Genomic DNA, 24,027 nt, shown 5'->3' with positions numbered 1-24,027 from the left:
AGGAGAACCTCCTCACCATCGTCGGGACCACCCTCACCCTGGCTCCCTCCCCGTGACTCTGGCGTCGGCCCTCCTGGCCGGCACGAGCAGCAGGCCGAGGATTGCGAGCAGAGTGGCCAGGATGCCGAGGTGGTAGGCGAGGTCGCCGGTGCGGGTGCTGTCGAGCGTGATGGTCAGTCCGTAGGCGGTGCCCAGGAGCGCGAACAGTGTCGTCCCCAGCGCGACTCTCCTGGTCGTCGTCCGCCGGGTGAAGACGGCAGTCGCGCCGACCGCCATGACGCCCGAGATGACGGCCTCGGGAGGGGCGGCACCGGCGAAGGGATCGCTGATGGTGGTGAAGCCGACCGGAATGTCGACCCCGAAATGGATGACGGACATGATTGCGAATGCCGCCGCTGCGAGCGCCATCAACATTCCGGCGGCCACGGGGGGCGGCCGCCGCCCGTGGTCCGTACGGCTAGGCCGGTTGGCGGTCATTTCGCCGCCGCGGACTGCCGCCGATTCCGCCGGCCGTCGACCAGCAGCAGCGCCAACACGAGGACGGCGAGCAGGACCATGGCAGCATGGAGGTCGCGGGCGGCTCCCTGCACTCGTTCTGATGTGAGGCCGATGGCTATGCCCAGCACCGACATCACCAACGCCGCCCAGGACAAGCGGCGACCTCCGGTCAACCCTGCCGCGAACAGCGCTGCGCCGATGACGGCCTCGCCCGTTCCCGCCTGCCAGATCGAATCGGCGAAGCGCAACGTGGTGAGGCCCAGCGGGACCTTGAGGCCGAAGTTCAACAGCGCGGCGCCGAAGCAGACCGCCGCGTCGACAACAAGCACGGTCCGCAGCAGCCCTGTGCTCGAGTCCGAGACCCGGGTAATGGCCCCCATCGACGACACCTGCTCTATTTCTCGCCTGCAATCTTGAACCTCATCGTGCCCGTACCGCCGGGCCCGGTCGTCGGCTCCTGGTAGCAATCCGAGCTCCCTCCGGGGATGAAGGTGGGCTGCGCGGGCGATACGTCACATGGCGTAGGCACCCGCGGGGCGCGGACGTCGCTCCGGCTGAATGTCCGACTCGACTTGGCCGCACCCGGACAGGTGGCGCATTGGCCGCAGGAACGGCGCGACACGACCTTGGGGGCGTTGCTGGCGCGGATGGTCGCAAAGACCGCCCAGCATGCCGGTCACGCGGACATCGTGCGGGAAATGATCGACGGACACGGCGGGTCCGACCACGACATGTTCGACGCGGAGGAGTGGAAGCGGTACGTCACTCGAATCCAAGCCGCAGCGGACACCTTTGCCGCCACAGGCGGTCAAACATCGATCAATTAGGCTCCGCGCGTGTCGATGTCGTGGCGGGGGCCACGGGTGCGCTACCGCCCTGAAGGGCAGAGCCATGTTGTATCCGGCGAGGACGATACCTCGGGGTACAGACGGGTTGCCACTCACGCAGCCTCCGGAGCCCACACGTTGCTTCCACGTTTCGGGGCTGGGACGCCCAAACCAGCCAGGGCTCCAGCCGGTGGAACGAGAAAAGCGCCCGCCCTTCAGGGCGGGCGCTTTTGCGTTACTCGTTTACTACGGGGCTGCCGGGGAGGCAGCGAGCGGGGAGCCGGTGTCCGTTGCAACCGGTGAGGATGCGGACGATTTGGGGGTCGTGGTCGCTGGCCTGGTCGGAGAATTCGGCGTTGATGTGGACGACGCCGTAGGAGTAGCCCTTGATGGCGGGGCTGATGAGGATGTGGTCGAGGACCTGGGAGTTGCCGTCGAAGATGTAGCTGTAGCGCTGGTCGGCGGGCAGGGTGTCGATCAGGGTCTTCAGCACGGTGCCGTTGCCGGTGAGGGTCTGGAGGGCAGGGCTGAACTGGTAGTCGTTGAGATCGCCCAAGACGATGACCTGGGCGCGGCCGCCGCTCTTGTCGGAGAGGTCCTTGACGAAGTTGTGGACCTCGGTGGCCTGCTTGATGCGCTGGACTTCGGTGCTGCGGACCGGCGGCTGGACGGCGGCGCTCAGCGGGGCGTCGCCGCCCTTGGAGTTGAAGTGGTTGGCGATGACGAACAACTGCTGGTTGCCGTGGTAGCGGAACTCGCCGACGAGTGGCTTGCGGCTGGTGGCCCAGGCGTCGCTGGTCGGGTTGATCCGGCCGGGTGAGACCGACAGGGAGATCTGGTTGCCGGCCCCGTGCTTGCGGACGACGGACACGGCCGTGTTGGCGTCACCGCCGGGGCGGTCGACGAACGTCACCCGCCCGGGATTGAACAAGAACCCTTGGCGGATGTTGCCACCGGGTGCGCCGCCGTCGGTGTCGTTGTTCGGGTCGATGGAGCGCCACGCGTACTTGGGACCGCCAGCGGCCCGGATCGCCGCGGTGAACTTCGCGACGGTCTGATCGGCTGCGACGACGCCGTTGTCGGTGGTGCCGTTGTTGTCCTGGATCTCCTCCAGGGCGAGGATGTCGGGCGCGCCGAGGTTGGTGACGACCGCCTCGGCCAGTCGCGTGAACTTGGTGTCCGGGTCGGTGGCGGTGAGGTTCTCGACGTTGTAGGTCGCGACGGACAGGTCGTGCTTCTTCTTCGACGGGAGCACCTTCTGGCGCTTGAGGCCGCCCTCGGTGATCGTGCCGAGCTGGGTGGCCTGCACGACGTAACCGCCGAACGACTGGTAGTCCACCGGTCCAGTGGTGCCGGCGGCCAGCGTGGAGCCGACGTTGGCGGCGGGCGCGCCGTTCAGTGCGACGATCATCAGCCGGCCGCTGTTGGGATCGTCGTAGCTGTTGTAGATGGAGCCACCGCGCGGGGTCGGGTTCTGGCCCGGCTTGAGGGTCACCCACAGCTCGGAGAACTCCGTGTTGACCGGGCTGACCAGGCGGGTGTCCTGGGCGATGGTGACCCGCATGCCCTCGTGGATCTCCAGCCAGTCCAGCACGTAGGAGGACGGCTCCAAAGGTTGGGCCTCGAGGCTGCCGCTCTTGGTGTAGGCGTCGGGTAAGGCGACCGGTACGGCCGCGGGCAGCGCGTTGCCGCTGCTGAGCTTGGTGGTGGTGATCGTGCCGCCGAGTTCGGTGAGGCTCTGCGCGCCCGCGGCCGGGCGGAACTCGGTGACGCGGCCGGAGACCAGGACGGAGTCCCCGATGGCCACCGCCGGCGACGTCGAGCCCATGAAGACGAACATGCCCTCGCTGGTCAGGGCGTCGGCGTCGGCGCTGGGGTCCTGGAACCAGAAACCGCGCGCGTTGCCCGTCACCCGGACGGCCGTGACGATGCCCGGGACGTTCGTAACGTTCTGCCCGACGATCGGGGAGATCCGGCCCGTGCCCTGGATGTCATGGATGCGGACGGTGCCGGGGGTCGGGTCGCCGGGGCCGCCCGAGTCGTCCGCGGTGACCGTGGTACCCGCGGAGTTGGTGGCCTTCGGCACGCCGGCGGTGAAGTCGGCGGCGTTGTTGTCGGTGTCGATCAGCGCTCCGGTGCGGGCGTTGGCCGTGGCGTTCGTGAGCCCGGGCGCGGCGGCCGTTTCGACGTTCGCGGTCGCGCCGTAACCGACCAGGTCCTTGACGTTCGGAGCAGTCGCGCAGCTGATGCCGCAGCCCACCAGCGGGATTTGGGCCGTGACCAGCGCGACGACACCGGAGGTCGCGGACATGGGGATCGAGCCGATGGCGTCAGGCGTGGGAAGCGCCAGGGTGCCACTGGCGCCCGCAGCCTCCTGGACCAGGTACCTGCCGTGCGCGGGGATGCTGCCGGTCAGATTGGTCATCTGAAAGACGGCGCCCGCAGCCGAGGCGTACTGGACGCTCCAGGCCGAGACGTCGATGGGGTGGTCGGTGGTGTTGGCCAGCTCGATGTAGTCGTTCTTCAAGACGGCTTGGGCATTGCCGCCGCCGCCGTACACAGCGGAGATGACGACGTCGGACGAAAGGGCGTTCGCGGTGCCGGGTTGTAGTGCCATGGTCGCCGCGACCATTAGCGGCAGACTCGCCGCCGCGATAAGCCGACGTGTTCTGGGGATTGCCACAGGATTTTGCTCCTAGATCGAACATCAGGGGCATTGGGATCGGGGGCGCCAGGACTCTCTCTTCTGCGGGGAAGGGCCTAGGGAAAATCGCCTAAATGCCGCCACCCGTTACGTGTACGTGCAAGAGGGACACGCTGCGTTAGCGGAATGTTCAGGAGGGTCTTAGGTGTCGCCTCCCGCTACCGCCGCGATCTCGCGTGGGGACGGTGCCTTCTGGGGAGCAGCTTGGCGCAGGCGGCGTCCCGACCGTCGATCTCGATCTTGACGCTCTCTGCGGCGCTTCGGGGAGTCGAGCGGGCGCAGGTCTATTGGCGGACGGCGAATCGGACGAGGGAGGAATCAGCAGAAGTGCTTACGCGGAACCGCAGCGGAGATCACCAAATAGCACGGGGGGAGTGCACGTAGCGGCACTCAGTGCCTCTCGCCGATGCATGCCGCGGTTTGCGTCAATAACTCCCAAGCGGGTTCCGAACCGGAGGTTCGGGGCTGCAGGTCACCGAGACCGGTAGCCCTTCCTCTTACGGCTGGCTGGCACGGCCCGGCGAGCGGAGCCGTTCTGCGCGGGTTTTTGTGCCTGCCGCCGTGCTGGTTTCTCCGCTGGGGAGGCAGGGGTACGACCCCGCGAGCTGTTCACTGTCCGGCCGCGGACGATGCCGATGAAATCTTCCACCAGGTCAGTGGTCGCATCCGTGGGCCAGGTCAGCGCGACCTGAGACTGCGGCGCGTCCAGCACCGGCCGGTAAGTGAGATCCCTACGGTGGTGGAGGCGTGCCAGCGACTGCGGAACCAGGAGAATCCCGGTGCCGGCCGCTACCATCTCGACCGCGTCCGCCGTTGTGGCCGGGCGGGTGAACGCGGGCAGCCCGGGCCGGACCGTCCACTCGATGGTGTCGTCCAGAGGATGGAACACCTCGTCGTCGACAAGGTCGGCGATGGCCACCTCGTCGGCGGCGGCCACCGCGTGGTCCTTGGGCACCACGGCCACGGTGGTCTCCACGTAAAGAGGAATCACGCTGAGCCCGTCCCGGTCGACCGGCAACCTGGCGAATCCGGCGTCGGCGCCGCCATTCCGCAGGAGTCCCACCATCTCGGCGGCGGGAACCGCGACCAGGGTGACCGGTACGTCGGGCATCCTCTCGGTCCAGATGTTGACCCATTTCGCGGGTGCCACCCCGGGCACGTACGCCAGCCGAAACGCCCTGCCGGTCTCCCCATCAGTCACCTCACCAGGCTACCGATGTCATGGGAACCCGTTCCGACTGACTACCCTTGACGTCCATGACCTCGCCCAAACCGAAGACCATCCAGACGATGAAGCCCGCGACCGCGGCCAAGAAGCTGGGTGTCCTCCTCTCGGCCACTCCCGCCGAGTTCCAGGCGGGTGTCGTCTCCAGGAACGAGCTGAACGAGTTGCAGTCGACGCCACCCGCCTGGCTCGTTGACCTGCGCCGCAACGGCCCGCACCCCAAGCAGGTCATCGCCGCGAAGCTCAAAGTCTCCATTTCTGGCCTGACCAGAGGTGGGATCAACGGACCGCTCACCACCGCTGAGATCGATGCGCTGAAAGCGGAGAACCCGGAGTGGCTGGAGCGCGAGCGGTCCATCCAGGCCGAGGTCCGCAAAGAAGCACTCCGTCTCAAGCAACGCTAGACAGCTGAGATCCTAGATCCTGCACATCTCCGACCCCAGACGCGTTGACGTGACCGTCGGCCCGGCGTGGGGGTGTTGGGCCGACGGCCGTGCCGTTCAGGCGGCCCGGTAGCGCGTGGCGAGCTCGGGGCTCTGCGCTCCGAAGGCGGCGAGGTCGGCTTGGAAGACCGCGTCCAGGAGGCCGGCGTTCTCGACGCCCGGGGCGCAGACGGTCTCGCCCAGCTCCAGGCCGCGCAGGCTCGCGGTGACGACGTCGTCGGCCGTCATGCGGGGCACCCTGCTCATGTCCAGGCCCTGGCGCTCGTGGAACTCGGTGGCCACCACGCCCGGGCACACGACCTGGACGTTGACTCCCGTGCCCTCAAGCTCTGCGCTCAGGGTCTGGGACATCGCGACGAGGTAGGCCAGGCTCCCGCCGTAGACGACGCGGCGGGGCATCTGGGAGTGCGGGGCGGGGCCGCTGAAGGCGATCATGCCGGCCACGTTGATGATCGTGCCTTCGCCGCGCTCCTGCATGCCCGCGACCACGGCACGGGTGAGCATCGTGGGGGCGAGGACCTTGACGCTGACGAGTTCTGCGGCCTTGCCGGCGGGGAGCTCGGCGAGCGGCATGTAGTGGGCGACACCGGCGTTGTTCACGAGCATGGTCAGCGGCTCGGTCGCGCAGATCTCGGCGACCGTGTCGATGCCTGCGGCGGTGGACAGGTCAGCGGCCACGGTCTTGATCTTGATTTTGGGGCGCGAGGCGGCGAACTCTTCAAGCCGTTCCTGACGCCGGCCTACAAGCACCAAGTCGTAGCCGTCGGCGGCCAGGCGTTCGGCGAAGGCCTGGCCGATTCCGGAGGTGGCGCCGGTGACGAGTGCGAGCTTACTCACTGTTGTTCCTTATCTATTGGATCAATTGGAGGCCGTGGGCCGTCGTGCTTACTGACGGCTCGGGAGCATCGCGAGTGCCTGCGACCGCTGGGCGACCAACTCGTCGTAGGTGCCGTCGCGCTCGGCCCACCGGTGCATCAGCACGCCCTTGACGAGGATCTCGTGCGGAGTGGGGTCGGCCTGGAGCAGGTCCATCACCTCGGTGGCGAACTCGGCCAGGTTGAGGGCGCGGGGGTTGCGCTGTGCTTGCTCCGGCGTGGTGGCGACAGCCGGGGGGACGAGTTCGCAGACCTCGATGCCGGTGCCGTCCAGTTGCGCGCGCAACGCCTCGGAGTAGGCATGCACGCCGGCCTTCGAGGCGGCGTAGGTGGGCATGACCGGGAACGGCAGGAATCCGATGCCCGAGGTGACCGTGATGACGGTGCCGGTGCCGTGTCCGATCAGGTGCGGGGTGAACGCGTCGATGACGCGGATGGTGCCGAGGAGGTTGATGTCGATCGTCTTTTCCCCGGCGCTGAAGTGTGCGGGATCGCGCAGGTCCTCGGGGATCATGACCCCGGACATCGTCACGATCGTGTCGAGGCTCGGGTAGCTGTGGAGGATCGTGTCGCGGGCGCGGTCGATGCTGTCCTGGTCGGTCACGTCGATGGGAACGGTGGCGAATCCCTCAGCCGCGAGTTCGTCGAGCAGGTCGGTTCGTCGGCCGCCGACGATGACGGCGCTGCCGGCCGCGGCGAAGCGGCGAGCGAGCTCGAGACCGATTCCCGAGGTAGCGCCGGCGATGAAGACGGTGCGGTTGGTGATGTCCATTGATTGCTCCTGCTCAGGGCGCCGACAGCGACAAGCTGGTGGGCGCAGTCGATGATGGTTTGGGTTACCCGTCGGGGGTTCCATGCGAGGATGCGCTCGGCCTTGCCGAGGTGACCGCGTGCTTCTTGCCGAGGCTGGGGACGGAATGATCGCGTGCGCCCGTCGAACTGTCCCACCAGCCGCATCACGCGGACGAACGACGGGACGCCCGCTCGGCGCACGTCGCGATCGGGGGGCGTACGGCTGCTTCCCAGCCGAGGCTGTGCACGCTCGTGCGGACCGCGTAGCCGTACCCGGCAGCTCTTATCTGATCCACGAGGCGAGAAGCCGGTGCCGCCGGCGATCAAGCACGGTCTTCGGCATCGCCGTTTTCGGCTCCTCTCCTGTGCGGCGACACCTTCAGTGTTGATCTGTTCTCCGGCCGGAGGTAGTACCCCCGTCTTCCGGGGTCCTATCAGGGCCCCCTTGGCTGAGGGGGCCCTGAACTACGCTGCTGAAATGAGCGACGACAACCGCGCCAACCTGCTCGGCAGTTACCTCCAGGCCCGGCGGGCGCTGGTCACTCCGGAGCAGGTCGGGCTTCCGGCGGGCGGGAATCGCCGCGTTGCCGGGCTTCGCCGTGAAGAAGTCGCCATGCTCGCGGGCATCAGCGGCGACTACTACCTGCGGCTGGAGCGCGGCCGCGACAAGAACCCCTCACCGCAGGTCCTCGAATCGCTCGCGCGGGTCCTGCACCTTGACGAGCTCGAACAGGAGTACCTCCTCGGCCTGGCCGCCTCGCGCCCGAAGCCGCAGCGGCGCTGGGAGCCTGAACGCGTGCCCGCACGGTTGCATCAACTCCTGGCGAGCGTGCAGGTTCCCGCGTTCGTGGAAGGGCGCGCGTTCGATGTGCTCGCGTCCAACCGGCTCGCAGTCGCGCTCTCTCCGCGCCTTCAGCCCGGGTACAACCGTCTCCGATCGCTGCTCCTCGATCCTGAGGAGCAGGCGTTCCAGCAGGACTGGGCGCGCTCCACGGAAGGATTCATCGCCGTCTTCAGAAAGTCCATCGGCGACGATATTGACAACCCGCGATTCGTAGAACTGGTGGGCGAGCTTGCCCTGTCGAGCGAGCGGTTCCGAACTCTCTGGGCGCGCCACGACATCCGCAGCCTTGAAGGCGGCACCACCACCGTGAACCATCCCGTCGTCGGCGAGCTGCGCCTGCACCGAGACAAGCTTCCTGTCGACGATCTGGTCCTGGTCCTCTACTACGCCGATCAGGGTAGCGAGAGCGATGAGAAACTACGCCTCCTCGCCTCCATGGCCCAGACGACACCACTCCGCCGTGCGGAGCGAAGGCCCGGATAACGCGGAGCGCACCGAAGAGGTGCGTTTCCAGTCAAACAGAGGCGGGGGAGTCTCAGCCGGAGCCCGGGGTGATCAGGCCCACCTCGTAGGCCAGGATCACCGCGTGCACGCGGTCGCGCAGGAACAGCTTCGACAGGACGTTGCTCACGTGGGTTTTCACCGTCTCCTCTCCGATCACCAGCCGGGCGGCGATCTCCGCGTTGGAATAGCCTCGCGCCAGCAGCTCGAGTACGTCGCGTTCTCTCCCCGTGAGGGTCTCGACAGCGGCCGGCGCCTTCTCCGGCGGGCGCGGGCGGGCGGCGAACTCCCCGATCAGCCGCTTGGTGACCGAGGGGGCGAGCAGTGCCTCCCCAGAGGCGACGACCCGTACGGCGCTCACGAGATCGTCACGGCGCACGTCCTTGAGCAGGAATCCGCTGGCGCCCGCTCGTAACGCCTCGTAGACGTAGTCGTCGAGGTCGAAGGTGGTCAACATCAGCACCTTGACGGGATCGGCCACGTCGGGGCCGGCGAGCCTACGGGTGGCCTCCAAGCCGTCCATCCCAGGCATGCGGATGTCCATCAGCACCACGTCGGGGCGCAGTCTGCGGGCGGCCTCGACCGCCTCCATCCCGTCGGCCGCCTCCCCGACCACCTGCATGTCCGGCTGGGCCCCAAGGATCATGCGAAAGCCGTCCCTGACGATCCCATGGTCGTCGGCGACCATGATCCTGATGCTCACTGTGCGCCTTCCCTCGGTGCTCATCCGCCATGGTAAAGATGGCGATCATCATCCAGTGCTTCCCAGTGGCAGCCGGGCCCTGACGGTGAAGCCTCCATCGGGATCCGGCCCCGCGGTCAGCTCGCCACCGAACAGGTGCGCCCTCTCCCGCATACCGATCAGGCCGTGGCCGTTCCCCCCGTGCGGTCTGCCGCCGGTGGGCATCGCCCCTGAGGCGGGCCCGTCATCGCGCACCTCGATGCGAAGGTCCTGCCCGCCATAGCGGACATGGACGCGAACCGGCACCTTTCCCGCGTGCTTGACCGCGTTGGTGAGCGCCTCCTGCACGATTCGGTAGGCCGACAGCTCGACTCCGGCGGACAACGGGACGGGCTCACCCTCGACGTCGAGCGTCGCCGCCAGACCGGCCTGCCGTACCCGCTCGACGAGACCGGGCAACTGCGCCACCCCCGGCTGCGGCACAAGGCTCGGCTCGTGCCCGTCCGTCTCCTTGCGCAGCACGCTGAGCAGCCGGCGCATCTCGACCAAAGCCTGCCGGCCTGTGCCCGCAATCGTGTCGAAAGCCCGCACGGCCCCCGGCACGTCGTGCTCCGCCGCCACCGGCCCCGCCTCGGCCTGGATCACCATCATGCTGACGTGGTGGGCCACCACGTCGTGCAACTCCCGGGCGATGCGGGCTCGCTCGGCGGTCACCGCGCGCCTGGCCTCGAAGTCGCGCTCCCGCGCCAGCCAGGCCGCTCTCGCCTCCAGGCCGGCGGTGTGCAGGCGGCGGACGCGCGCACTGTCGCCGAGCACCCACGCGCCGCCAAGCAGCAAGGTGGCGAAAGAGAAGTCGAGGAAGTCACTGTCGGTCGCGGGAACCACGGCGATGACCACGACGCTGATCGCGGTGAACACGCCCACGATCATTGAGACCCGCCTCCCGCACCACGCGGCCATGCTGTAAATGGCGACCACGCCGGCGAGCGGAACGGGCGTCACCAGGTCCGGTAACGCCGTGGCCCCGTAGGCGGCGGCCGCCGCCCCGATCGCCACGTTGACCCCCAGGGGGTAAGCCCGCCGCCAGGCCAGCGGCAGGTTGATCAGTAGGACGAACGCCACTGCGAGCGGCCCGGGAGCAGGCAAGTGCTCACTGCGCGACTGGAAGACGAGCGCGATCAGCGAGACCACAGCCAGCAGCACGCCGAGCAGCGCGTCGGCGATCAGCGGGCGGGCCCTGATCCACGCCACGAGACTGGGGAGCGGACTCGTCTGCATGGGCTCAAGTATCCGGCCCGTGCCCCTCAGGAGGCCTCCCCAGTGAGAGGGATCGGCGGCCGTTCGGCATTCGGCGCCGGCTGCTCCACCAACGTCCCCACAGACACCCGGCCGATCGGGACAGACGCCTGGACCGCCTCCCTCTCATGAGGGAGCCCGGCCGGTGGCTCCCTCCAGCGGGGGAGGCCAGAGTTGGCGGGCGCAGGGGATCCGGCAGCCGTGGCCCACCCTCTACCTTCCTCGTGTCGGCATCCCGCCGATGACCTGTGAACTCCCGGGCCACGACGCCCCTGCGCCGGCCCGGCCCCCCTGGGAGGCCGTTACGTTGATCAATTCTGACCTGAGCCCACGGACCGCCGGCGCCTCCACGCCCGCCACAGGTCCGGCGAAGTTCGCCTTTGTTCCGGTGGTGGCGGTCGTGACGGCGTTGGCCGGGCTGCTGACCGCGTTCTCCGGGCGGTACGGCTTTCACCGCGACGAACTGTACTTCCTGGTCGCCGGGGATCATCCCGCGTGGGGATACGTGGACCAGCCCCCGCTGACTCCGATCGTGGCCAGGGTGGCCACCGCGGTCTTCGGGGTCACCCCGGCCGGGCTGCGAGTCGCCTCGACATTGGCCTGCGCAGTGGCGGTCCTGGTGGTCGCCCTGGTGGCCAGGGAGTTGGGCGGACGGCGTCGGGCCCAGGTGATCGCCGCGTTCTGTGCGGCGACATCGGGATTCGTCTTGGCGGTCGGTCACATGGTGTCCACGTCCACATTCGACCTGCTGGCCTGGGTGGTGATCGCCTGGCTGGCGTTGCGGCTGCTGCGCACCGGGGATGGTCGTCTCTGGGTCGCGATGGGCGCGGCCGTCGGCCTCGCCGTAGAGAACAAATATCTGGTCGGCTCACTGGTGGTGGCGCTGTTCGTGGCTCAGTTGGCCCTGGGACCACGCCAGGTGCTGCGGAGCCGGTGGCTGGTCGCCGGGGTGGTCATCGCGGCCGTAGTGGCCGGGCCCAACCTGTGGTGGCAGGCCGCGCACGGGTGGCCGCAGTTGACCGTCGCAGGTGGAATCAGCGCCGATGACGGGCTTGAAAACCGACTGTTGTTCGTCCCGATGCAGATCGTGTACCTGTCGCCGCTGTTCGTGCCGATCTGGATCGCGGGATTCGTGCGTTTGTGGCGTGACCCCGAACTGCGGTGGGCCCGCTCATTGGCGCTGGCCTATCCGGTGCTCTGCGTCCTGGTGCTGCTGGCGGGCGGCAAGCCGTACTACGCGCTTCCGCTGCTCTTGGTGTTGACGGCGGCCGGCTGTGAACCGGTGGCCAGGTGGATGCGAGACCGGCGGCGAGTGTGGACGGTCATCGCCGGCGGTGGCGTGACAGTCATGATGAGCGGTCTGATCTCGCTTCCGGTACTGCCGCCGAACGCGCTGTCGGCGGTGAACGCGATCAACAAGGAGCAGGGCGAGCAGGTCGGGTGGCCCGAGCTCACCTCTGCGGTAGCGGCCCAATGGGCCGCCATACCCGTCCAGGAGCGCGCACGAGCCGTGATTTTCACCGTCAACTACGGCGAGGCGAGCGCGCTGGTCCGGTACGGCTCCCAGTACAACCTGCCGATGCCCTACTCCGGCCATATGAGCTACGCCGGCTGGGGGCCGCCTCCTGACTCCGCCGACGGGCCGGTGCTGCTGGTGGGCCGGCAGGGTGACCAGTCCAGCGGACAGTTCTTCACCGGCTGCCGGCAGGTGGGCCGCGTGGACAATGGGGAGGGCGTGGACAACGAGGAGCAGAACGCTCCGATCGAACTGTGCTCCGGCACGGCCAAGCCCTGGTCGGAGCTATGGCCTAGATTGCTGCACTATTGAGTGATCGTGAGCGTGGCCGACGGATCAATGAGAGCACCGTGCGGAGAGCAGAGGCTCGTTGGTGCCGCGGACGACATGGTCCACGAATGCGGTCAGGTAGGCGTTGGTGATGGCGAGCCCGCGAGGGCCGTCGATGTCGCCCAACCCCAGCAGGTGGTGCAGGGGGGCGGCCAGATAGTAGGCGGCGTGGTCACTGAAGTTGAAGTGGCCACTGCCGTTTACCTGGTGACACCAGGCCGGTCCCGTGCCGGCGGCCAGCAGCGCTCGGGCGGCGTCGCGCTCAGCGAGCTCGACGAGGTTGTCCGCCCGGCAGGAACAGGTCACGCATGAATCCTGACTGGCGAGGATCATGATCGGTTTGCTCAACCCCACATGTGCGACAGGGCCGAACTGGGTGCCGTCGAGGTCGGCAGCGCCTCGGCATCGCGGATCCGTACGGCAGGCCTCCAGCGCCGCCGCGCCGCCGAGGGAATGGCCGAGATACACGACGCATGCCGCATCGACGTGACGGGCGAAGCGGCCGGTCCTGTCGAGGCCGGCCACTTCCTCGCCGGCGAAGTGTGCGTCCGCGGCCCACACATTGACGAGACGGTCGCCGGCCCGCGTGGCTTCTGCGGCGTCGGCGGTGTCGAACGCGGGCGGGTTGCCGTTGTCGGTGGCGTGGACCGGCTGCCCGCGGAGGACGGTCAGGTTCGCGCTGTAGGTGGGGGTGACGCCCGCGACGAGGTAGCCGTGGCTGGCCAGGTTCTCCGCCGGTGCTGTTCCCGGCGTTCGCCGGAATTTTGCGTGACCTGCGCCGACTGCCGTCGGGGGACTGAACATCGCGCCCCGTTGATCGCCTCGGTCGCGCACCGGCCGTCACACGGGCCGTAGCCATCCGCGATCAGGGATTGATGTCGGCGCCTCAGCCCGTATGACCGGTGGTCCACGTCGGGCGAGTTCACGGGCTGGCTTCGTCCTGCGCCCGCTCCTCCGTCGGAAAGAAGATCGCGCTGATCACATGCGGCCGGCGCTTCGGTCCGGGCCCGTTGCCTGCCCGCGCCCTGAACACCTCCTGCAACTCGCCCGCGATTTCCTCCATCTCCTCTGAGCTGAGCCACAACGTGCCCTGCCGATACCCCACCCGATCCGCTGCCGGATCGGCCCCCGGCCGATCAAGATAGGCGTTGAACTCGGCGAGCAGCGCTGCCATGGCCGCCGCGAAACCGTGACGGTGGTCCTGAAGCGACATCGCCTTGGCCGTGTCGAGATCGATGTGGGTGGCGTTCTGTCGTAGCCGGTAGTAGCGCTCGACTATTCCGCGCACCCGCTGCTCGTCGGCGACTTCCAGCAGCCCGGCGTCGGCGAGTAGGCCGACGTGCCGGTACAGGGTGGTCTTGGGCACGTCGGGCAGGCTTTCGCACAGTTCGGACGTGGTGCGGGTGCGCCCACCCGACAGTGCCCACATGATGCGCATCCTGACGGGATGCAAGATCAGCTCAAGCGTGTCCATGTTCCAATATTCCCACACATGGTACTGTTCCCAAAGTTGGAACTAGCTGAAGGGCAATCGATGGACACGCACACGACCCCCGCCCGGCTCAGCAACGAGGCGGTGATCCCCCTGCGCACGCTGGACCCGGTCGCCCCGCTGGACGACCTGCAATGGCTGGACGAAGCCATCGGCGACGCGCGGGTGGTGGCGATCGGCGAGAGCGCGCACTACAACCGCGAGACCTACCAGCTGCGCCACCGCCTCCTGCGTTACCTGAGCGAGCGGCACGGATTCAGTGCCTACGCGATGGAGACCGGATTCACGGAGGGCCGGCGGACCAACGCCTGGGTCCATGGCGGCGAGGACCGGCTCGGCGAGATCATGGCGTACGGCCTGACCTCACTGACGGGCCTGTGGCAGCAGATGGGCGCCCACTTGGAGTGGATGCGCCGGCACAACGCCACCGCCGAGCGTTCCGTCGGCTTCTACGGCATCGACCTGGGCGGCCAGAACGCCTCCCTGATCCCCGCCCTGGACGCGGTCCTCGCCTACCTCGCGCAGGCCGATCCCGGCTTGCAGGTCGACACGGCCATCCGGGAAACGGCCGCGGCCTTCGCGGCGACGTCCGCGTTCGCCGCCCGCACGACGATGGCCGTCTACGCCCAACTCCCGTCCACGACGAAGGACGCGCTGACGGCGGGCCTCGCTGGCCTCGCTGCGCGCATGAAGGGCCGGCGCCTGGACTACGTCCGGCGTACCACCGCTGAGGAGTACGAGCGCGCACTGCAATCCATGCGCCACCTGCTCACTCTGGAGTCGGTCATCCGCGGCATGACCGGCGGCGACCAGCAGAGCGTGATGTACAACCGCGATGCCGAGATCGCCGACACAGTGGAATGGATTCTGCGCCGACAGGACCGGATCGTCCTAGCCGCCCACAACGGCCACGTCCAGCGCGGACCCGCTGCGCTCCCCGGCATGGACCCGGTGACCCCGATGGGGATGCACCTGGCAGACCGGCTGGGCGAGGACTACCTGGTCATCGGCGCCACCACGGGAACCGGTCACATGCTCAACTCCGACGCCGCGGCCTTCCAGGCCGGCGCCCTCTTCGCGCCTATGCAGGCCCCCAAGCCCGGCAGCCTCGACGCCCTCATGCACGCCAGCCACGACGGCCCCTTCGCCGCCGATCTACGCCGGCTCTCGCCGGCCGACGCCGACGCCGTCCGGGGCGCCACCGTGCAACGCGCGGGTCTGGGCGCGTACTACTCTCCCGTGAGCGCGCTGGACGCCTACGACATCGTCGTGCACCTGCCTCACGTCACGGGCGCGGACCCCGACGATGCCGCGCTCGCCTGCTCGCCACAGGAGGTGCGGGAAGTGTTCTCCCACTACAAGTCGCCCAAGGGCCTGTCTGACAATTGATCTCTGCTGTGCGGGGCTTACACCTTCGTCACCGGCCCGCCGCCGCCCCGCGGTGGATCGACGCAGAAGAATCCTCGTTGCGCAGGCTCGAAGATCGCTGTCCAGGGCCGCGGCGGGTGATGATGAAACGTATGCGGTTCGGGATCCTGGGGACGACGCGGGCGTGGCGTGACGACGGGAGTGAGGTTTTGCTCGGCGGCCCGGCGCGGCGGGCTCTGCTGGCGCTGCTATCGGTGCGCGTCGGTGAGGTGGTGCCGTCCGAGCGGCTGATCGATGATCTGTACGGCGGGCAGGCGGGCGACGGGGCGGGCCATGCTCTGCAGTCGCAGGTGTCGCGGCTCCGGCGGGCGTTAGGCCCCGGTGCGGCGATCGAGTTCGTTCCCGGCGGCTATCGGCTGGTGGTCGATCCCGAAGACGTAGACGTCTGCCGTTTCGAGCGGTTGTCGGGCGAGGGGCGGCAAGCTCTCGCGCGTGGTGACCCCGCGCGGGCGGCGGTGTTGTTGCGTGAGGCGCTGGCCTTGTGGCGTGGTACGGCGCTCGCCGACGTACTCGACGTGGTATCCGTGCGGGCCGAGGTGGCTCGGCTCGAAGAGGGCAGGCTCGGTGCTCTGGAGGATCGGATCGAGGCCGATCTCCAGCGGGGCGGGCATCGGGCGGTCGTGCCGGAGTTGCGGGAACTGGTCGCCTTGAATCCGCTGCGGGAGCGGCTGCGGGGCCTGCTCATGCGCGCGCTGCGAGCCGATGGCAGGCAGGCCGAGGCGCTCGCGGTGTTCGAGGAGATCCGGCGGCTGCTGGCCGACGAACTCGGCGCGGACTCCGGACCTGAGCTCGCCGCGATCCACCGTTCCCTGCTGCGCGGCGAGCCGGTCGCGCTCGCGCTTCCCGCGCAGCTCACCACTTTCGTGGGCCGCGCGGAGGACCTGGCCGCGGTCGCCGAACTGCTGGCGAGAACCCGCCTGGTCACGCTGCTGGGTGCCGGTGGCGTAGGTAAGACACGCCTGGCCATCGAGGCCGCGAGCCTGAGTGCCGAGCCCGAGGTGTGTCTGGTGGAGCTGGCACGGGTGCGTGACGCGGCAGAGGTGCCCGCGGCCGTACTCGGCGCGCTTGGACTGCGGGACAGCGGCTTCCACGCCGGACAGGCCGGGGTGACGCCGGAGTCACGGCTGGTGGCTGCTTTGGACCAGCGCGCGGTGCTGTTACTTCTCGACAACTGCGAGCATCTCGTCGACGCGGTGGCGGCGCTGGCCGAGCGGCTGCTGAGGCGCTGTCCTACGCTGCGGGTCCTGGCGACCAGCCGGGAGCCGCTGGGCATCACCGGCGAGAGCCTGTGGCCGGTCCGGCCGCTCGCGCCGACCTGGGCCGCGCGGCTGTTCGCCGACAGGGCCGCCGCGGTACGGCCGGGCTTTGTCGTGGACGACGCCGAGGCCGCGACCGTGCGGCGGATCTGCGATGGCCTGGACGGCCTGCCGCTGGCGATCGAGTTGGCGGCTGCGCGGCTGCGCACTCACGATGTCGAGGAACTCGCGGCCGGGCTGGACGACCGGTTCCGGCTGCTGTCGCGGGGCAGCCGCACCGCCGAGGCCAGGCACCAGACGATGCGCGCGGTCGTGGCGTGGAGCTGGGACCTGCTTTCGGAGACCGAGCGGGTGATGGCCAGGCGCCTGACCGTCTTCGCCGGCGGCGCCACCGCCGAGGCGGTGGCGCGGGTCTGTGCGGTTCCCGGTGCCGAGGACGTGCTGGACTCCCTGGTCGGCAAGTCCTTGATCGAGGTCGCCGACGGCCGCTATCGCATGCTGGAGACGGTCCGCGCCTACTGCGCCGAGCGGCTTGAGGAGGCGGGGGAGGCCGGCGCCGTACGGCGCGCGCATGCTGACCACTACCTGCGACTGGCCAGGACCGCCGATCCGCAGCTGCGGGGCCCCGAGCAGCTGCGGTGGCTGGCCACGCTCACGGCCGAGGACGGGAACCTGCACGCGGCGTTGCGGTGGTCGGCCGAATCGGGCGAGACCGGGCTGGGGCTCGGGCTGCTCGCGTCGATGGCCTGGTACGTCTGGCTCCGGGGCACCCGCGCCTCGGTGACGCCGTGGGCGGCCGCGCTGTTGGAGGCGGTCGGCACCACCCCGCCTGAGGGGCGGGAAACCGACTATGTGCTGTGTGCGCTGATCGCGGCCGCAGGGGGCGATCAGCGGGTGTGGAAGCGCTGCCGGTCGGCGGCCGAGTCGATCGTCGGCGGCCAGGACCGGCCGCTGGGACATCCGGCCATCCCGTTCCTGTGGCCCCTGATCATTGCCGCCGACATGGGAGATCCCGAGGTCCTGATGTCGGTGATCACACGAGGGCGTACGGCGTCGGATCCGTGGCAGGCGGCGGTCAGCCACGTGGTGTGGGGCCATCCGCAGCTCATGATGGGCGAGTTCGCCGCGGCCGAGCAGGCGTTCGGCGCGGCCGCCGAGACCTTCCGGACGCTCGGCGACCGATGGGGTACGGCGCTCGCCCTGGACTCGCTGGCCGTCCTGGCACACCTGTGCGACGACCTCGACACCGCGATCGTCCTGACCGGTGAGGCGCTCGCCCACACTGAGCGGCTCGGTGCGATGGAGGACATGGCCGACCTGCTGTGCAACCGGGGCGACTACCGCGTCCATCAGGCCAGGACCAGGTCGTCGGGGGCCCTGGCCGCGGCGGGGGAGGACTACGAGCGGGCCGCCGAGATCGCGCGCCGTGCGGGCAGTCCCACTTACCTCGCGGCCGCGATGAGCGGGCTCGGTGACATCGCCCGGCTGGGCGGTGATCTGGCCGGCGCGCGCCGCCTGTACGAGCAGGCGCTGGAACGCTTTCAGACCCACTGGCTCAAGAGCGGCTGGAGCCGCCTCAACACGCTCATGGGACTCGGCAAGGTCGCCGAGGCGTCCGGTGCGCCCGGCGAGGCTCGGGTCTGGTACGTGCGCGCCGTCGAGGCGGCGCTGGCCGGGCCACTTCCCGAAGGTGCCCGCGCGGTCGAGGCCCTCGCCGGAATCGCCCTGGCAGAGGACGACGCGACGTCGGGGGCGCGGCTGCTCGGCGCCGCCACGGTGCTGCGGGGAGTCGCCGCCGGGCCTGATCCCGACACCGCGAGGATCGCCACCGCGGTACGGGCCGTCCTGGGCGACGTGCCGTACGAGGCCGCCTACCAGGCAGGAGCACAGCTCCCCTTGGCCGATGCCCTCCGCCTGGCGGGCGTACCGGAGCCGGCCCTTCACGTCCTCGCCCGGGGCCCGAGCCGCAAATCGGTGAGTCGGCGGTGAGCGGCCGGTGAGCGGCCGGTGTGGATGGTCGGACACGCTCATCGCATGGCAACTACACCAGCGAACGCGAAGATTCTGATCTCGGGAGCGAGCATCGCCGGCCCGGCGCTGGCCTACTGGCTGCGCAGGCACGGATTCACTCCCACGGTGGTCGAGCGGGCCCCCGCGCTGCGCGACGGCGGCTACGCGGTCGACTTCCGCGGCGACGTGCACCTCACCGTGCTTCGGCGCATGGGCATCCTGGCCGCCATCGAGCGCGAGCGGACCCACATGGGTGACATGTCCTACGTCAACGCCGCGGGCAAGAAAATCGCCACCATTCCCGCCGGCATGTTCAGCGGCGACATCGAGATCCTGCGCGGCGATCTGGCCCGCATCCTGTACGACGCCACCAAGGACCACGCCGAATACCTCTTCGACGACTCCATCACCGCCATGACCGAGGACGACGACGGTGTACAGGTCACCTTCGAGCGGGGCGCGCCACGCCGGTTCGATCTGGTCGTGGGCGCCGACGGGCTGCACTCCAACGTACGCGCGCTGGCCTTCGGCCCCGAGCACGACTACGTCGAGCACCTGGGCTTGTACACCGCGATCTTCACCATGGACAACCACCTGGGGCTGGACCACACCGGGCGGATGTACGGCCTCCCGGGCAAAGTCGCGGCCCTCTACAGTGCCCGTCACAACACCGAGGCCAAGGTCATGTTCCACTTCGGCTCGCCGCCGCTCACCTACGACCGGAGCGATGTCGCACAGCAGAAGAAGATCGTCGCCCGGATGTTCGACGGAATCGGGTGGGAGACTCCGCGGCTGCTGGATGCCATGTGGGACGCACCCGACTTCTACTTCGACTCGGTCAGCCAGGTCCACCTGGACATCTGGTCACGCGGCCGCGTCGCGCTCCTCGGCGACGCCGCCTACTGTCCCTCACCGCTGTCGGGCATGGGCACCGGACTGGCCATGGTCGGCGCGTACGTCCTGGCGGGGGAACTGGCGGCTGCCGGCGCCGACCACAGCGCGGGCTTCGCCGGTTACCAGCAAGCGATGCGCCACTACGTCGCGGGCTGCCAGAAGGCCGGGCAGGGAGTGGCCAAGTGGATGGTTCCCGACAACAGGCTCATGACCTGGTTCGTCAACCAGAACTACCGCGTGATGCCCTACATCCCCTGGAAGGGCCTCATGGTCCGGAGCATCAGGAAGACGGCGAGTGCCATCACCCTGAAACCGTACGACCATGATCTTTCCGTCGCTTAGCAGCGATGGCCAGTCGGAGCTACGACGTGATGGGCGAGTGTGCGAGCTGCAGGTGTGGAGCCGGTGGCAGCGGCGCAGGCGCTCCCGTCTCCGGTACGGCGCGGAACGCCTCGATCACGTAGGCGGCGAAGCGGCGGGAGGCCGTGAGCCGGGCGGTACGCGGCGCGTCTTGGACGCCCCGGTGGGCCATGAGCATCAGCATCAGGTCGTCGATGACGAAGCTGGGGCGCAGTTGGCCGGTCTTCTGGGCGCGGCGGGCCAGTTCGGCGACCGCGCGCAAGGTCCGCTCTCGGTCGGCTGTGAAATCCATGGCCTCGGGGAAGGCCGTCATGAAGGCGTCGGCGAAGCCCCGGCTGTTGGCGTGAAGTTCGCAGATCCGCTCGATCAGGCACGTGAATCCGTGCCACGGGTCGGAGTCTGCGAGGGCGTCGCGGACGGCGGCGTGGCAGGCCCGCCGTTGTTCGGCGAAGGTTTCCACGATCAGGGCACGCTTGGTCGGGAAGTGCCGGTACAACGTGGCGGGGCCGACGCCTGCGTGCCGGGCGACCTCGCGCATGGGCGCACTCAGCCCCTCCTCGCCGAACACAGCGCGGGCAGCGTCCAGGATGCGGGCTTGGTTGTCGCGGGCGTCCGAGCGCACGGTGTGAGGCAAACGAGCGGTCATCGCTTCTCATTTTAGCCAAACGGACGGGTGCGTCCGTTACGGTCCGATGGCAGTGGCGCCGCCCCGGCTGTCGGGGCCGGCTCGCCGCGCACGGCCGTCGCGGCTGTGACCCGTCCATGCACCGACTTGAGGAGCCCAAATGAAAGCCGTCTTGATCAGGACGTTCGGAAACCCCGACGGCCTGGAGGTGGTCGACCTGCCCGTGCCCGTCCCTGCCGCCGGGCAGGTGCGGATCGCCACGGAGGCGATCGGGGTAGGCGGCGTGGACGCCGTGATCCGCCGGGGAACGCTCGCCGCCTACGGCTTCCGGGAGGGCCATCTCCTCGGCAGCGAGGTCGCGGGAAGCGTCACCGCCGTGGGAGAGGGCGTGGACGCCTCGTGGATAGGGCGGCGGGTGTGGGCGTTCACCGGCCTGTCCGGTGGGTACGCCGAGCAGGCCGTCGCCGCGGTCCAGGACATACTTCCGCTGCCCGACGGCCTGACCGGCGCCGCCGCGGTGACTCTCGGCGGCTCCGGCGTGGTCGCCCACTTCGCCCTCGACCGCGCCCGTTTCACACCCGGCGAGGCGGTCCTCGTGCGCGGTGCGGCGGGCAGCATCGGGATCACGGCTGTCCAGCTCGCAGCCAGGGGCGGCGCGGGCGCTGTGGTGGTCACCACCTCATCGGCGGAGCGCGGCGCCCGCCTGAGGGACCTGGGCGCGACCCATGTCCTCGACCGCTCCGGCGGGGGCGGCGGCTCGGACGCACCGTCGGGCTTCGACGTGGTGATCGATGTGGTGGGGGGTTCCCAGCTTCCCCTTTTGCTGGACAGGTTGAACTCCAACGGGCGGTTCGTGGCCGTCGGCGTAGTCGGCGGGCAACCGCCGGCGGACTTCGGCATGCGACTGATGGATGCTTTCCGCAAGTCGCTGTCGTTCGCCACCTTCAGCTCCGATACCGTGCCCGCCCCCGACAGGCAGGCCGTACGGTCGTCCCAGTTCGCGGATGCCGTACACGGGGATCTGCGCACGGTCGTGCACGAAGTGCTTCCGCTGGACCAGGCGGTGCTGGCCCACCGGAAGATGGATGCGGGCGAGGTGTTCGGCAGGGTCGTGCTGGCCCCCTGAACTGGTGCGGACGGCGCTCGGGCCGATCTGGATCGACGCCCACTACTCGGCGTTGTCCATGCCGAGGAACAGCTTCGCGATACGCCACTCGCTTTTGGCGCGTTCCAGGCTGAACGTGTAGAAGCCGGTCGTGATCACGCTCGGGCTTCCGCCTGCGTTCGACGTCAGCATCAGGTAGGCCCGCACCTCGGCCGTGCCGACGTCCGCGCTGTGGAAGACGATGTTGATGAGGTTGTGCCGTCGCTGATCGGTCTGGGCGTCCATCGCACCTCGCACGAAGTCGAGGATCGCCGCGCGTCCGACGAACGGGCCAAGGTCGACCTCATCGGCGATCGTGAACGTCCAGATGGCGTTCACGGTCAGGACGCTCTCTAATGCCGCCAGATCTTGCTGATCCAAGGCGAAGGCGTAGCGCGCCAGCGTCTGCTGGACGGCGAGCTGCTCCGCAGGGTCCAGATCCACGCCCCCCGCAGGCGTTGCAGTGAGGTAGGTGCTCCCCCAGGCGGGGGCCGCAGTTGTCTTCATATCGAAACTCACATCGTCCTCATGCGACCGTGAGCACGATCTTGCCTTGGATATGGCCACGGGCGGCTCGTTCGTGCGCCCTTCGAGCATCAGCAAGGGGAAACGTGCTGTCTATGGCGACGCGAAGCGTGCCCGCATCGAGCAAGCGCGCGAGTTCTGCGAGTTGCGGGCCGTTCGAGCGCACTTGGGTGCCCGAGGCCGTGACGCCTAGCTTCGCGGTCTCTTCGGGGTCGTATTCGGCGAAGAACACCGGGTACAACGCGCCGCCGCGCTTGAGCGTGTGCAGGAAACGACTGCTGTCGGGACCGCCGACGGTATCGAGAACGAGATCAACGTCGTGCGCGACTTCCTCGGGACGGCTCTTGGTGTAGTCGATGAACTGGTCGGCGCCGAGTTCGCGCAGGAACGACTCTTGCACGCCCGATGCCACCGCGATGACGCGCGCACCCTTCCATTTCGCCAACTGCAGCGCGAAGTGCCCCACGCCCCCCGCAGCGCCATTGACGAGCACCGTCGTCTCGGCGTTCAGTGCGATCGGGCGATGCTGTGCCGCTTGAAACGGCGACGGATGATCGTGTCCGAGCTCGATCAGGAACTGCCATGCGGTGAGTCCTGCCATAGGCGCCCCTGCGGCGTGCACGTGATCGATGTGCGCCGGCTTGCGTGCAAGGTCTGACGCGGGCGCGGCGACGTACTCGGCATATGCGCTGCCCTCGAGGCCGGGAAAGCGAAGGAGGCCGAAGACCTCATCGCCGACGGAGAGACCGTCTACGTCCGCGGCGACGGCCTCGACGACGCCCGACACGTCCGTGCCCGGAATGGCGGGCAAGCTCAAAGGTGGCCTCAGCTCAGGAGGGACGTTGGGCATTCCTTCGCGTACGTACCAGTCGGGGGGATTGACGCCGACCGCGTGAACGCGAACGAGCGCCTCACCCGGTTTCGGCTCGGGAATCGGCACCTCGTCGTAACGCAGCACCTCAGGGCCACCGAACTCGTGCAGCCGGATCGCCTTCATCGTGTTCGTCGGCATCGTTTCCTCTTGATCAGTGTAGATGGGTTATGCTTAAACGAAGCAGTGCTCCGATTATGTGGAGCACTGCTCCGATTGTCAAGGTGGGCATATGCGGGCTGACGCCAGGAAGAACTACGACCAGCTACTCGCGGTCGCGAGCGCCGTCGTGACCGAGGAAGGCGCCGACGCATCGCTGCGCGATATCGCCCGCAGAGCCGGCGTCGGGCTCGCCACGCTGTACCGTCACTTCCCGACGCGGGACGCCTTGCTTGAGGCCTTGCTCCGTACAAGCTTCGACGACCTCACGACAAGGGCAGACGAACTCGAAACGTCGAGTTCGCCCGAGGATGCTCTCGTTTCGTGGCTACGCGACTGCGTCGCGTGCGCACATGAGTATCGGGGCGTTACGGCGCTGATGATGGCCGCCATTGAGGACACCGAGTCCGCACTCCATGCTTCGTGCGTCACGATGCGCGCGGCAGGCACGCGGCTCCTCGCCCGGGCTCAGGCCGCGGGAATGGCGCGGGCCGACATCGATGGCACTGATCTGTTTGCGCTGGTCGGGGCCCTCGCGTGGCTCAACGACCAACCTTCGCTCTCGCCACGCGCCGATCATCTCTTCGGTGTGATCGCCAGCACGATCCTGACGAATCGAGCGAGCAGCGATGGCGGCGAGGAACGCCGCCCTGCACCCGCCGCTGAGACCCGAGTTGAGACACCCAGTTTGCCGCTCCCTTCGCATCAGATCCACTGAGCCGGATCAGTT

The 24,027-nt window shown here is 68.7% G+C and carries 22 protein-coding genes; 9 read left to right on the top strand and 13 right to left on the bottom strand.

All coding sequences use genetic code 11. The features are described from left to right. Positions 1–33: 33 nt before the first annotated feature. Together Pth03_RS24385 and Pth03_RS24380 are read right to left on the bottom strand one after the other, a co-directional pair. On the bottom strand, positions 34–378 hold the full coding sequence (locus Pth03_RS24385; RefSeq protein WP_203946697.1) for a hypothetical protein: 345 nt from the start codon (positions 376–378) through the stop codon (positions 34–36). A 95-nt stretch (positions 379–473) separates the two neighbouring features. Further along, positions 474–878, bottom strand: a complete 405-nt coding sequence (locus tag Pth03_RS24380; protein ID WP_203946696.1) for a hypothetical protein — start codon at positions 876–878, stop codon at positions 474–476. 105 nt (positions 879–983) lie between these two features. Here Pth03_RS24380 and Pth03_RS24375 point away from each other — a divergent pair, with 105 nt between their 5' ends. Continuing rightward, positions 984–1,325 (top strand): mycothiol transferase, encoded by a 342-nt coding sequence (locus Pth03_RS24375; RefSeq protein ID WP_275413190.1) that lies wholly within the window; start codon positions 984–986, stop codon positions 1,323–1,325. 235 nt (positions 1,326–1,560) lie between these two features. Here Pth03_RS24375 and Pth03_RS24370 read toward each other — a convergent pair whose 3' ends face one another. Together Pth03_RS24370 and Pth03_RS24365 are read right to left on the bottom strand one after the other, a co-directional pair. Beyond that, on the bottom strand, positions 1,561–3,957 hold the full coding sequence (locus Pth03_RS24370; RefSeq protein WP_203946694.1) for a DUF8508 domain-containing protein: 2,397 nt from the start codon (positions 3,955–3,957) through the stop codon (positions 1,561–1,563). A 544-nt stretch (positions 3,958–4,501) separates the two neighbouring features. Continuing rightward, positions 4,502–5,230 (bottom strand): LysR family substrate-binding domain-containing protein, encoded by a 729-nt coding sequence (locus Pth03_RS24365; RefSeq protein WP_239119327.1) that lies wholly within the window; start codon positions 5,228–5,230, stop codon positions 4,502–4,504. Positions 5,231–5,286: 56 nt separating this feature from the next. On the opposite strand from Pth03_RS24365, the gene Pth03_RS24360 reads away from it, so the two are divergent. Then, positions 5,287–5,658 (top strand): DUF5997 family protein, encoded by a 372-nt coding sequence (locus tag Pth03_RS24360; RefSeq protein ID WP_203946693.1) that lies wholly within the window; start codon positions 5,287–5,289, stop codon positions 5,656–5,658. Positions 5,659–5,754: 96 nt separating this feature from the next. Here Pth03_RS24360 and Pth03_RS24355 read toward each other — a convergent pair whose 3' ends face one another. After that, entirely contained in the window at positions 5,755–6,534 is a 780-nt protein-coding gene (locus Pth03_RS24355) for an SDR family NAD(P)-dependent oxidoreductase (RefSeq protein ID WP_203946692.1), read from the bottom strand. 48 nt (positions 6,535–6,582) lie between these two features. Then, positions 6,583–7,344 carry an SDR family oxidoreductase gene (locus tag Pth03_RS24350; protein ID WP_203946691.1) on the bottom strand — a complete coding sequence of 254 codons (762 nt, stop codon included), beginning with the start codon at positions 7,342–7,344 and terminating at the stop codon, positions 6,583–6,585. A gap of 498 nt (positions 7,345–7,842) precedes the next feature. Here Pth03_RS24350 and Pth03_RS24345 point away from each other — a divergent pair, with 498 nt between their 5' ends. Next, the gene (locus Pth03_RS24345) at positions 7,843–8,691 is read left to right on the top strand and encodes a helix-turn-helix domain-containing protein (RefSeq protein WP_203946690.1); all 849 of its coding nucleotides are present in this window, start codon (positions 7,843–7,845) and stop codon (positions 8,689–8,691) included. 52 nt (positions 8,692–8,743) lie between these two features. Here the strand turns inward: Pth03_RS24345 and Pth03_RS24340 are convergent, their stop codons facing one another. Continuing rightward, positions 8,744–9,436: a response regulator gene (locus Pth03_RS24340; RefSeq protein ID WP_373318588.1), complete on the bottom strand. Its 693-nt coding sequence runs from the start codon at positions 9,434–9,436 to the stop codon at positions 8,744–8,746. A 24-nt stretch (positions 9,437–9,460) separates the two neighbouring features. Beyond that, complete coding sequence (locus Pth03_RS24335) at positions 9,461–10,669, bottom strand: sensor histidine kinase (RefSeq protein ID WP_203946688.1); 1,209 nt, start codon at positions 10,667–10,669, stop codon at positions 9,461–9,463. Positions 10,670–10,994: 325 nt separating this feature from the next. Here Pth03_RS24335 and Pth03_RS24330 point away from each other — a divergent pair, with 325 nt between their 5' ends. Further along, positions 10,995–12,515: a glycosyltransferase family 39 protein gene (locus Pth03_RS24330; protein WP_203946687.1), complete on the top strand. Its 1,521-nt coding sequence runs from the start codon at positions 10,995–10,997 to the stop codon at positions 12,513–12,515. A gap of 24 nt (positions 12,516–12,539) precedes the next feature. Here Pth03_RS24330 and Pth03_RS24325 read toward each other — a convergent pair whose 3' ends face one another. Continuing rightward, entirely contained in the window at positions 12,540–13,337 is a 798-nt protein-coding gene (locus Pth03_RS24325) for an alpha/beta hydrolase (protein ID WP_203946686.1), read from the bottom strand. Positions 13,338–13,455: 118 nt separating this feature from the next. Then, positions 13,456–14,007, bottom strand: coding sequence for a helix-turn-helix domain-containing protein (locus Pth03_RS24320; RefSeq protein ID WP_203946685.1), 552 nt, complete (start codon positions 14,005–14,007; stop codon positions 13,456–13,458). 60 nt (positions 14,008–14,067) lie between these two features. Here Pth03_RS24320 and Pth03_RS24315 point away from each other — a divergent pair, with 60 nt between their 5' ends. The 3 genes from Pth03_RS24315 (at position 14,068) to Pth03_RS24305 (ending at position 19,955) form a co-directional block, all read left to right on the top strand. Further along, positions 14,068–15,414 carry an erythromycin esterase family protein gene (locus Pth03_RS24315; RefSeq protein WP_203946684.1) on the top strand — a complete coding sequence of 449 codons (1,347 nt, stop codon included), beginning with the start codon at positions 14,068–14,070 and terminating at the stop codon, positions 15,412–15,414. Positions 15,415–15,545: 131 nt separating this feature from the next. Continuing rightward, positions 15,546–18,698, top strand: a complete 3,153-nt coding sequence (locus Pth03_RS24310) for an ATP-binding protein (protein WP_203946683.1) — start codon at positions 15,546–15,548, stop codon at positions 18,696–18,698. 45 nt (positions 18,699–18,743) lie between these two features. Continuing rightward, positions 18,744–19,955: an FAD-dependent monooxygenase gene (locus Pth03_RS24305; protein ID WP_203946682.1), complete on the top strand. Its 1,212-nt coding sequence runs from the start codon at positions 18,744–18,746 to the stop codon at positions 19,953–19,955. A gap of 19 nt (positions 19,956–19,974) precedes the next feature. Here the strand turns inward: Pth03_RS24305 and Pth03_RS24300 are convergent, their stop codons facing one another. After that, positions 19,975–20,619: a TetR/AcrR family transcriptional regulator gene (locus Pth03_RS24300; protein WP_239119326.1), complete on the bottom strand. Its 645-nt coding sequence runs from the start codon at positions 20,617–20,619 to the stop codon at positions 19,975–19,977. Between the two features lie 139 nt (positions 20,620–20,758). Here Pth03_RS24300 and Pth03_RS24295 point away from each other — a divergent pair, with 139 nt between their 5' ends. Next, the gene (locus Pth03_RS24295) at positions 20,759–21,724 is read left to right on the top strand and encodes a zinc-dependent alcohol dehydrogenase family protein (RefSeq protein WP_203946681.1); all 966 of its coding nucleotides are present in this window, start codon (positions 20,759–20,761) and stop codon (positions 21,722–21,724) included. A 42-nt stretch (positions 21,725–21,766) separates the two neighbouring features. On the opposite strand, the gene Pth03_RS24290 is transcribed toward Pth03_RS24295, so the two are convergent. Together Pth03_RS24290 and Pth03_RS24285 are read right to left on the bottom strand one after the other, a co-directional pair. Next, positions 21,767–22,249, bottom strand: a complete 483-nt coding sequence (locus tag Pth03_RS24290; RefSeq protein WP_203946680.1) for a nuclear transport factor 2 family protein — start codon at positions 22,247–22,249, stop codon at positions 21,767–21,769. A 19-nt stretch (positions 22,250–22,268) separates the two neighbouring features. After that, the gene (locus Pth03_RS24285; protein ID WP_203946679.1) at positions 22,269–23,279 is read right to left on the bottom strand and encodes an NADP-dependent oxidoreductase; all 1,011 of its coding nucleotides are present in this window, start codon (positions 23,277–23,279) and stop codon (positions 22,269–22,271) included. Positions 23,280–23,370: 91 nt separating this feature from the next. Here Pth03_RS24285 and Pth03_RS24280 point away from each other — a divergent pair, with 91 nt between their 5' ends. Next, positions 23,371–24,015 carry a TetR/AcrR family transcriptional regulator gene (locus Pth03_RS24280; RefSeq protein ID WP_203946678.1) on the top strand — a complete coding sequence of 215 codons (645 nt, stop codon included), beginning with the start codon at positions 23,371–23,373 and terminating at the stop codon, positions 24,013–24,015. Positions 24,016–24,027: the final 12 nt, after the last annotated feature.

The sequence above is a fragment of the Planotetraspora thailandica genome (assembly GCF_016863335.1).
Lineage (GTDB): Bacteria > Actinomycetota > Actinomycetes > Streptosporangiales > Streptosporangiaceae > Planotetraspora > Planotetraspora thailandica.
The sequence above is the reverse complement of the archived record's forward strand: the minus strand, read 5'-3'. Positions and strand labels throughout refer to the sequence as shown.

Bases quoted from the DNA above. Each gene is read 5' to 3' on its own strand.
- Pth03_RS24300 (WP_239119326.1), bottom strand. From the start codon at position 20,619: ATGACCGCTCGTTTGCCTCACACCGTGCGCTCGGACGCCCGCGACAAC.
- Pth03_RS24360 (WP_203946693.1), top strand. From the start codon at position 5,287: ATGACCTCGCCCAAACCGAAGACCATCCAGACGATGAAGCCCGCGACC.
- Pth03_RS24315 (WP_203946684.1), top strand. From the start codon at position 14,068: ATGGACACGCACACGACCCCCGCCCGGCTCAGCAACGAGGCGGTGATC.
- Pth03_RS24290 (WP_203946680.1), bottom strand. From the start codon at position 22,249: ATGAAGACAACTGCGGCCCCCGCCTGGGGGAGCACCTACCTCACTGCA.
- Pth03_RS24340 (WP_373318588.1), bottom strand. From the start codon at position 9,436: ATGAGCACCGAGGGAAGGCGCACAGTGAGCATCAGGATCATGGTCGCC.
- Pth03_RS24285 (WP_203946679.1), bottom strand. From the start codon at position 23,279: ATGCCGACGAACACGATGAAGGCGATCCGGCTGCACGAGTTCGGTGGC.
- Pth03_RS24310 (WP_203946683.1), top strand. From the start codon at position 15,546: ATGCGGTTCGGGATCCTGGGGACGACGCGGGCGTGGCGTGACGACGGG.
- Pth03_RS24295 (WP_203946681.1), top strand. From the start codon at position 20,759: ATGAAAGCCGTCTTGATCAGGACGTTCGGAAACCCCGACGGCCTGGAG.
- Pth03_RS24350 (WP_203946691.1), bottom strand. From the start codon at position 7,344: ATGGACATCACCAACCGCACCGTCTTCATCGCCGGCGCTACCTCGGGA.
- Pth03_RS24280 (WP_203946678.1), top strand. From the start codon at position 23,371: ATGCGGGCTGACGCCAGGAAGAACTACGACCAGCTACTCGCGGTCGCG.
- Pth03_RS24335 (WP_203946688.1), bottom strand. From the start codon at position 10,669: ATGCAGACGAGTCCGCTCCCCAGTCTCGTGGCGTGGATCAGGGCCCGC.
- Pth03_RS24370 (WP_203946694.1), bottom strand. From the start codon at position 3,957: ATGGTCGCGGCGACCATGGCACTACAACCCGGCACCGCGAACGCCCTT.
- Pth03_RS24345 (WP_203946690.1), top strand. From the start codon at position 7,843: ATGAGCGACGACAACCGCGCCAACCTGCTCGGCAGTTACCTCCAGGCC.
- Pth03_RS24380 (WP_203946696.1), bottom strand. From the start codon at position 878: ATGGGGGCCATTACCCGGGTCTCGGACTCGAGCACAGGGCTGCTGCGG.
- Pth03_RS24305 (WP_203946682.1), top strand. From the start codon at position 18,744: ATGGCAACTACACCAGCGAACGCGAAGATTCTGATCTCGGGAGCGAGC.
- Pth03_RS24385 (WP_203946697.1), bottom strand. From the start codon at position 378: ATGTCCGTCATCCATTTCGGGGTCGACATTCCGGTCGGCTTCACCACC.
- Pth03_RS24375 (WP_275413190.1), top strand. From the start codon at position 984: ATGAAGGTGGGCTGCGCGGGCGATACGTCACATGGCGTAGGCACCCGC.
- Pth03_RS24325 (WP_203946686.1), bottom strand. From the start codon at position 13,337: ATGTTCAGTCCCCCGACGGCAGTCGGCGCAGGTCACGCAAAATTCCGG.
- Pth03_RS24320 (WP_203946685.1), bottom strand. From the start codon at position 14,007: ATGGACACGCTTGAGCTGATCTTGCATCCCGTCAGGATGCGCATCATG.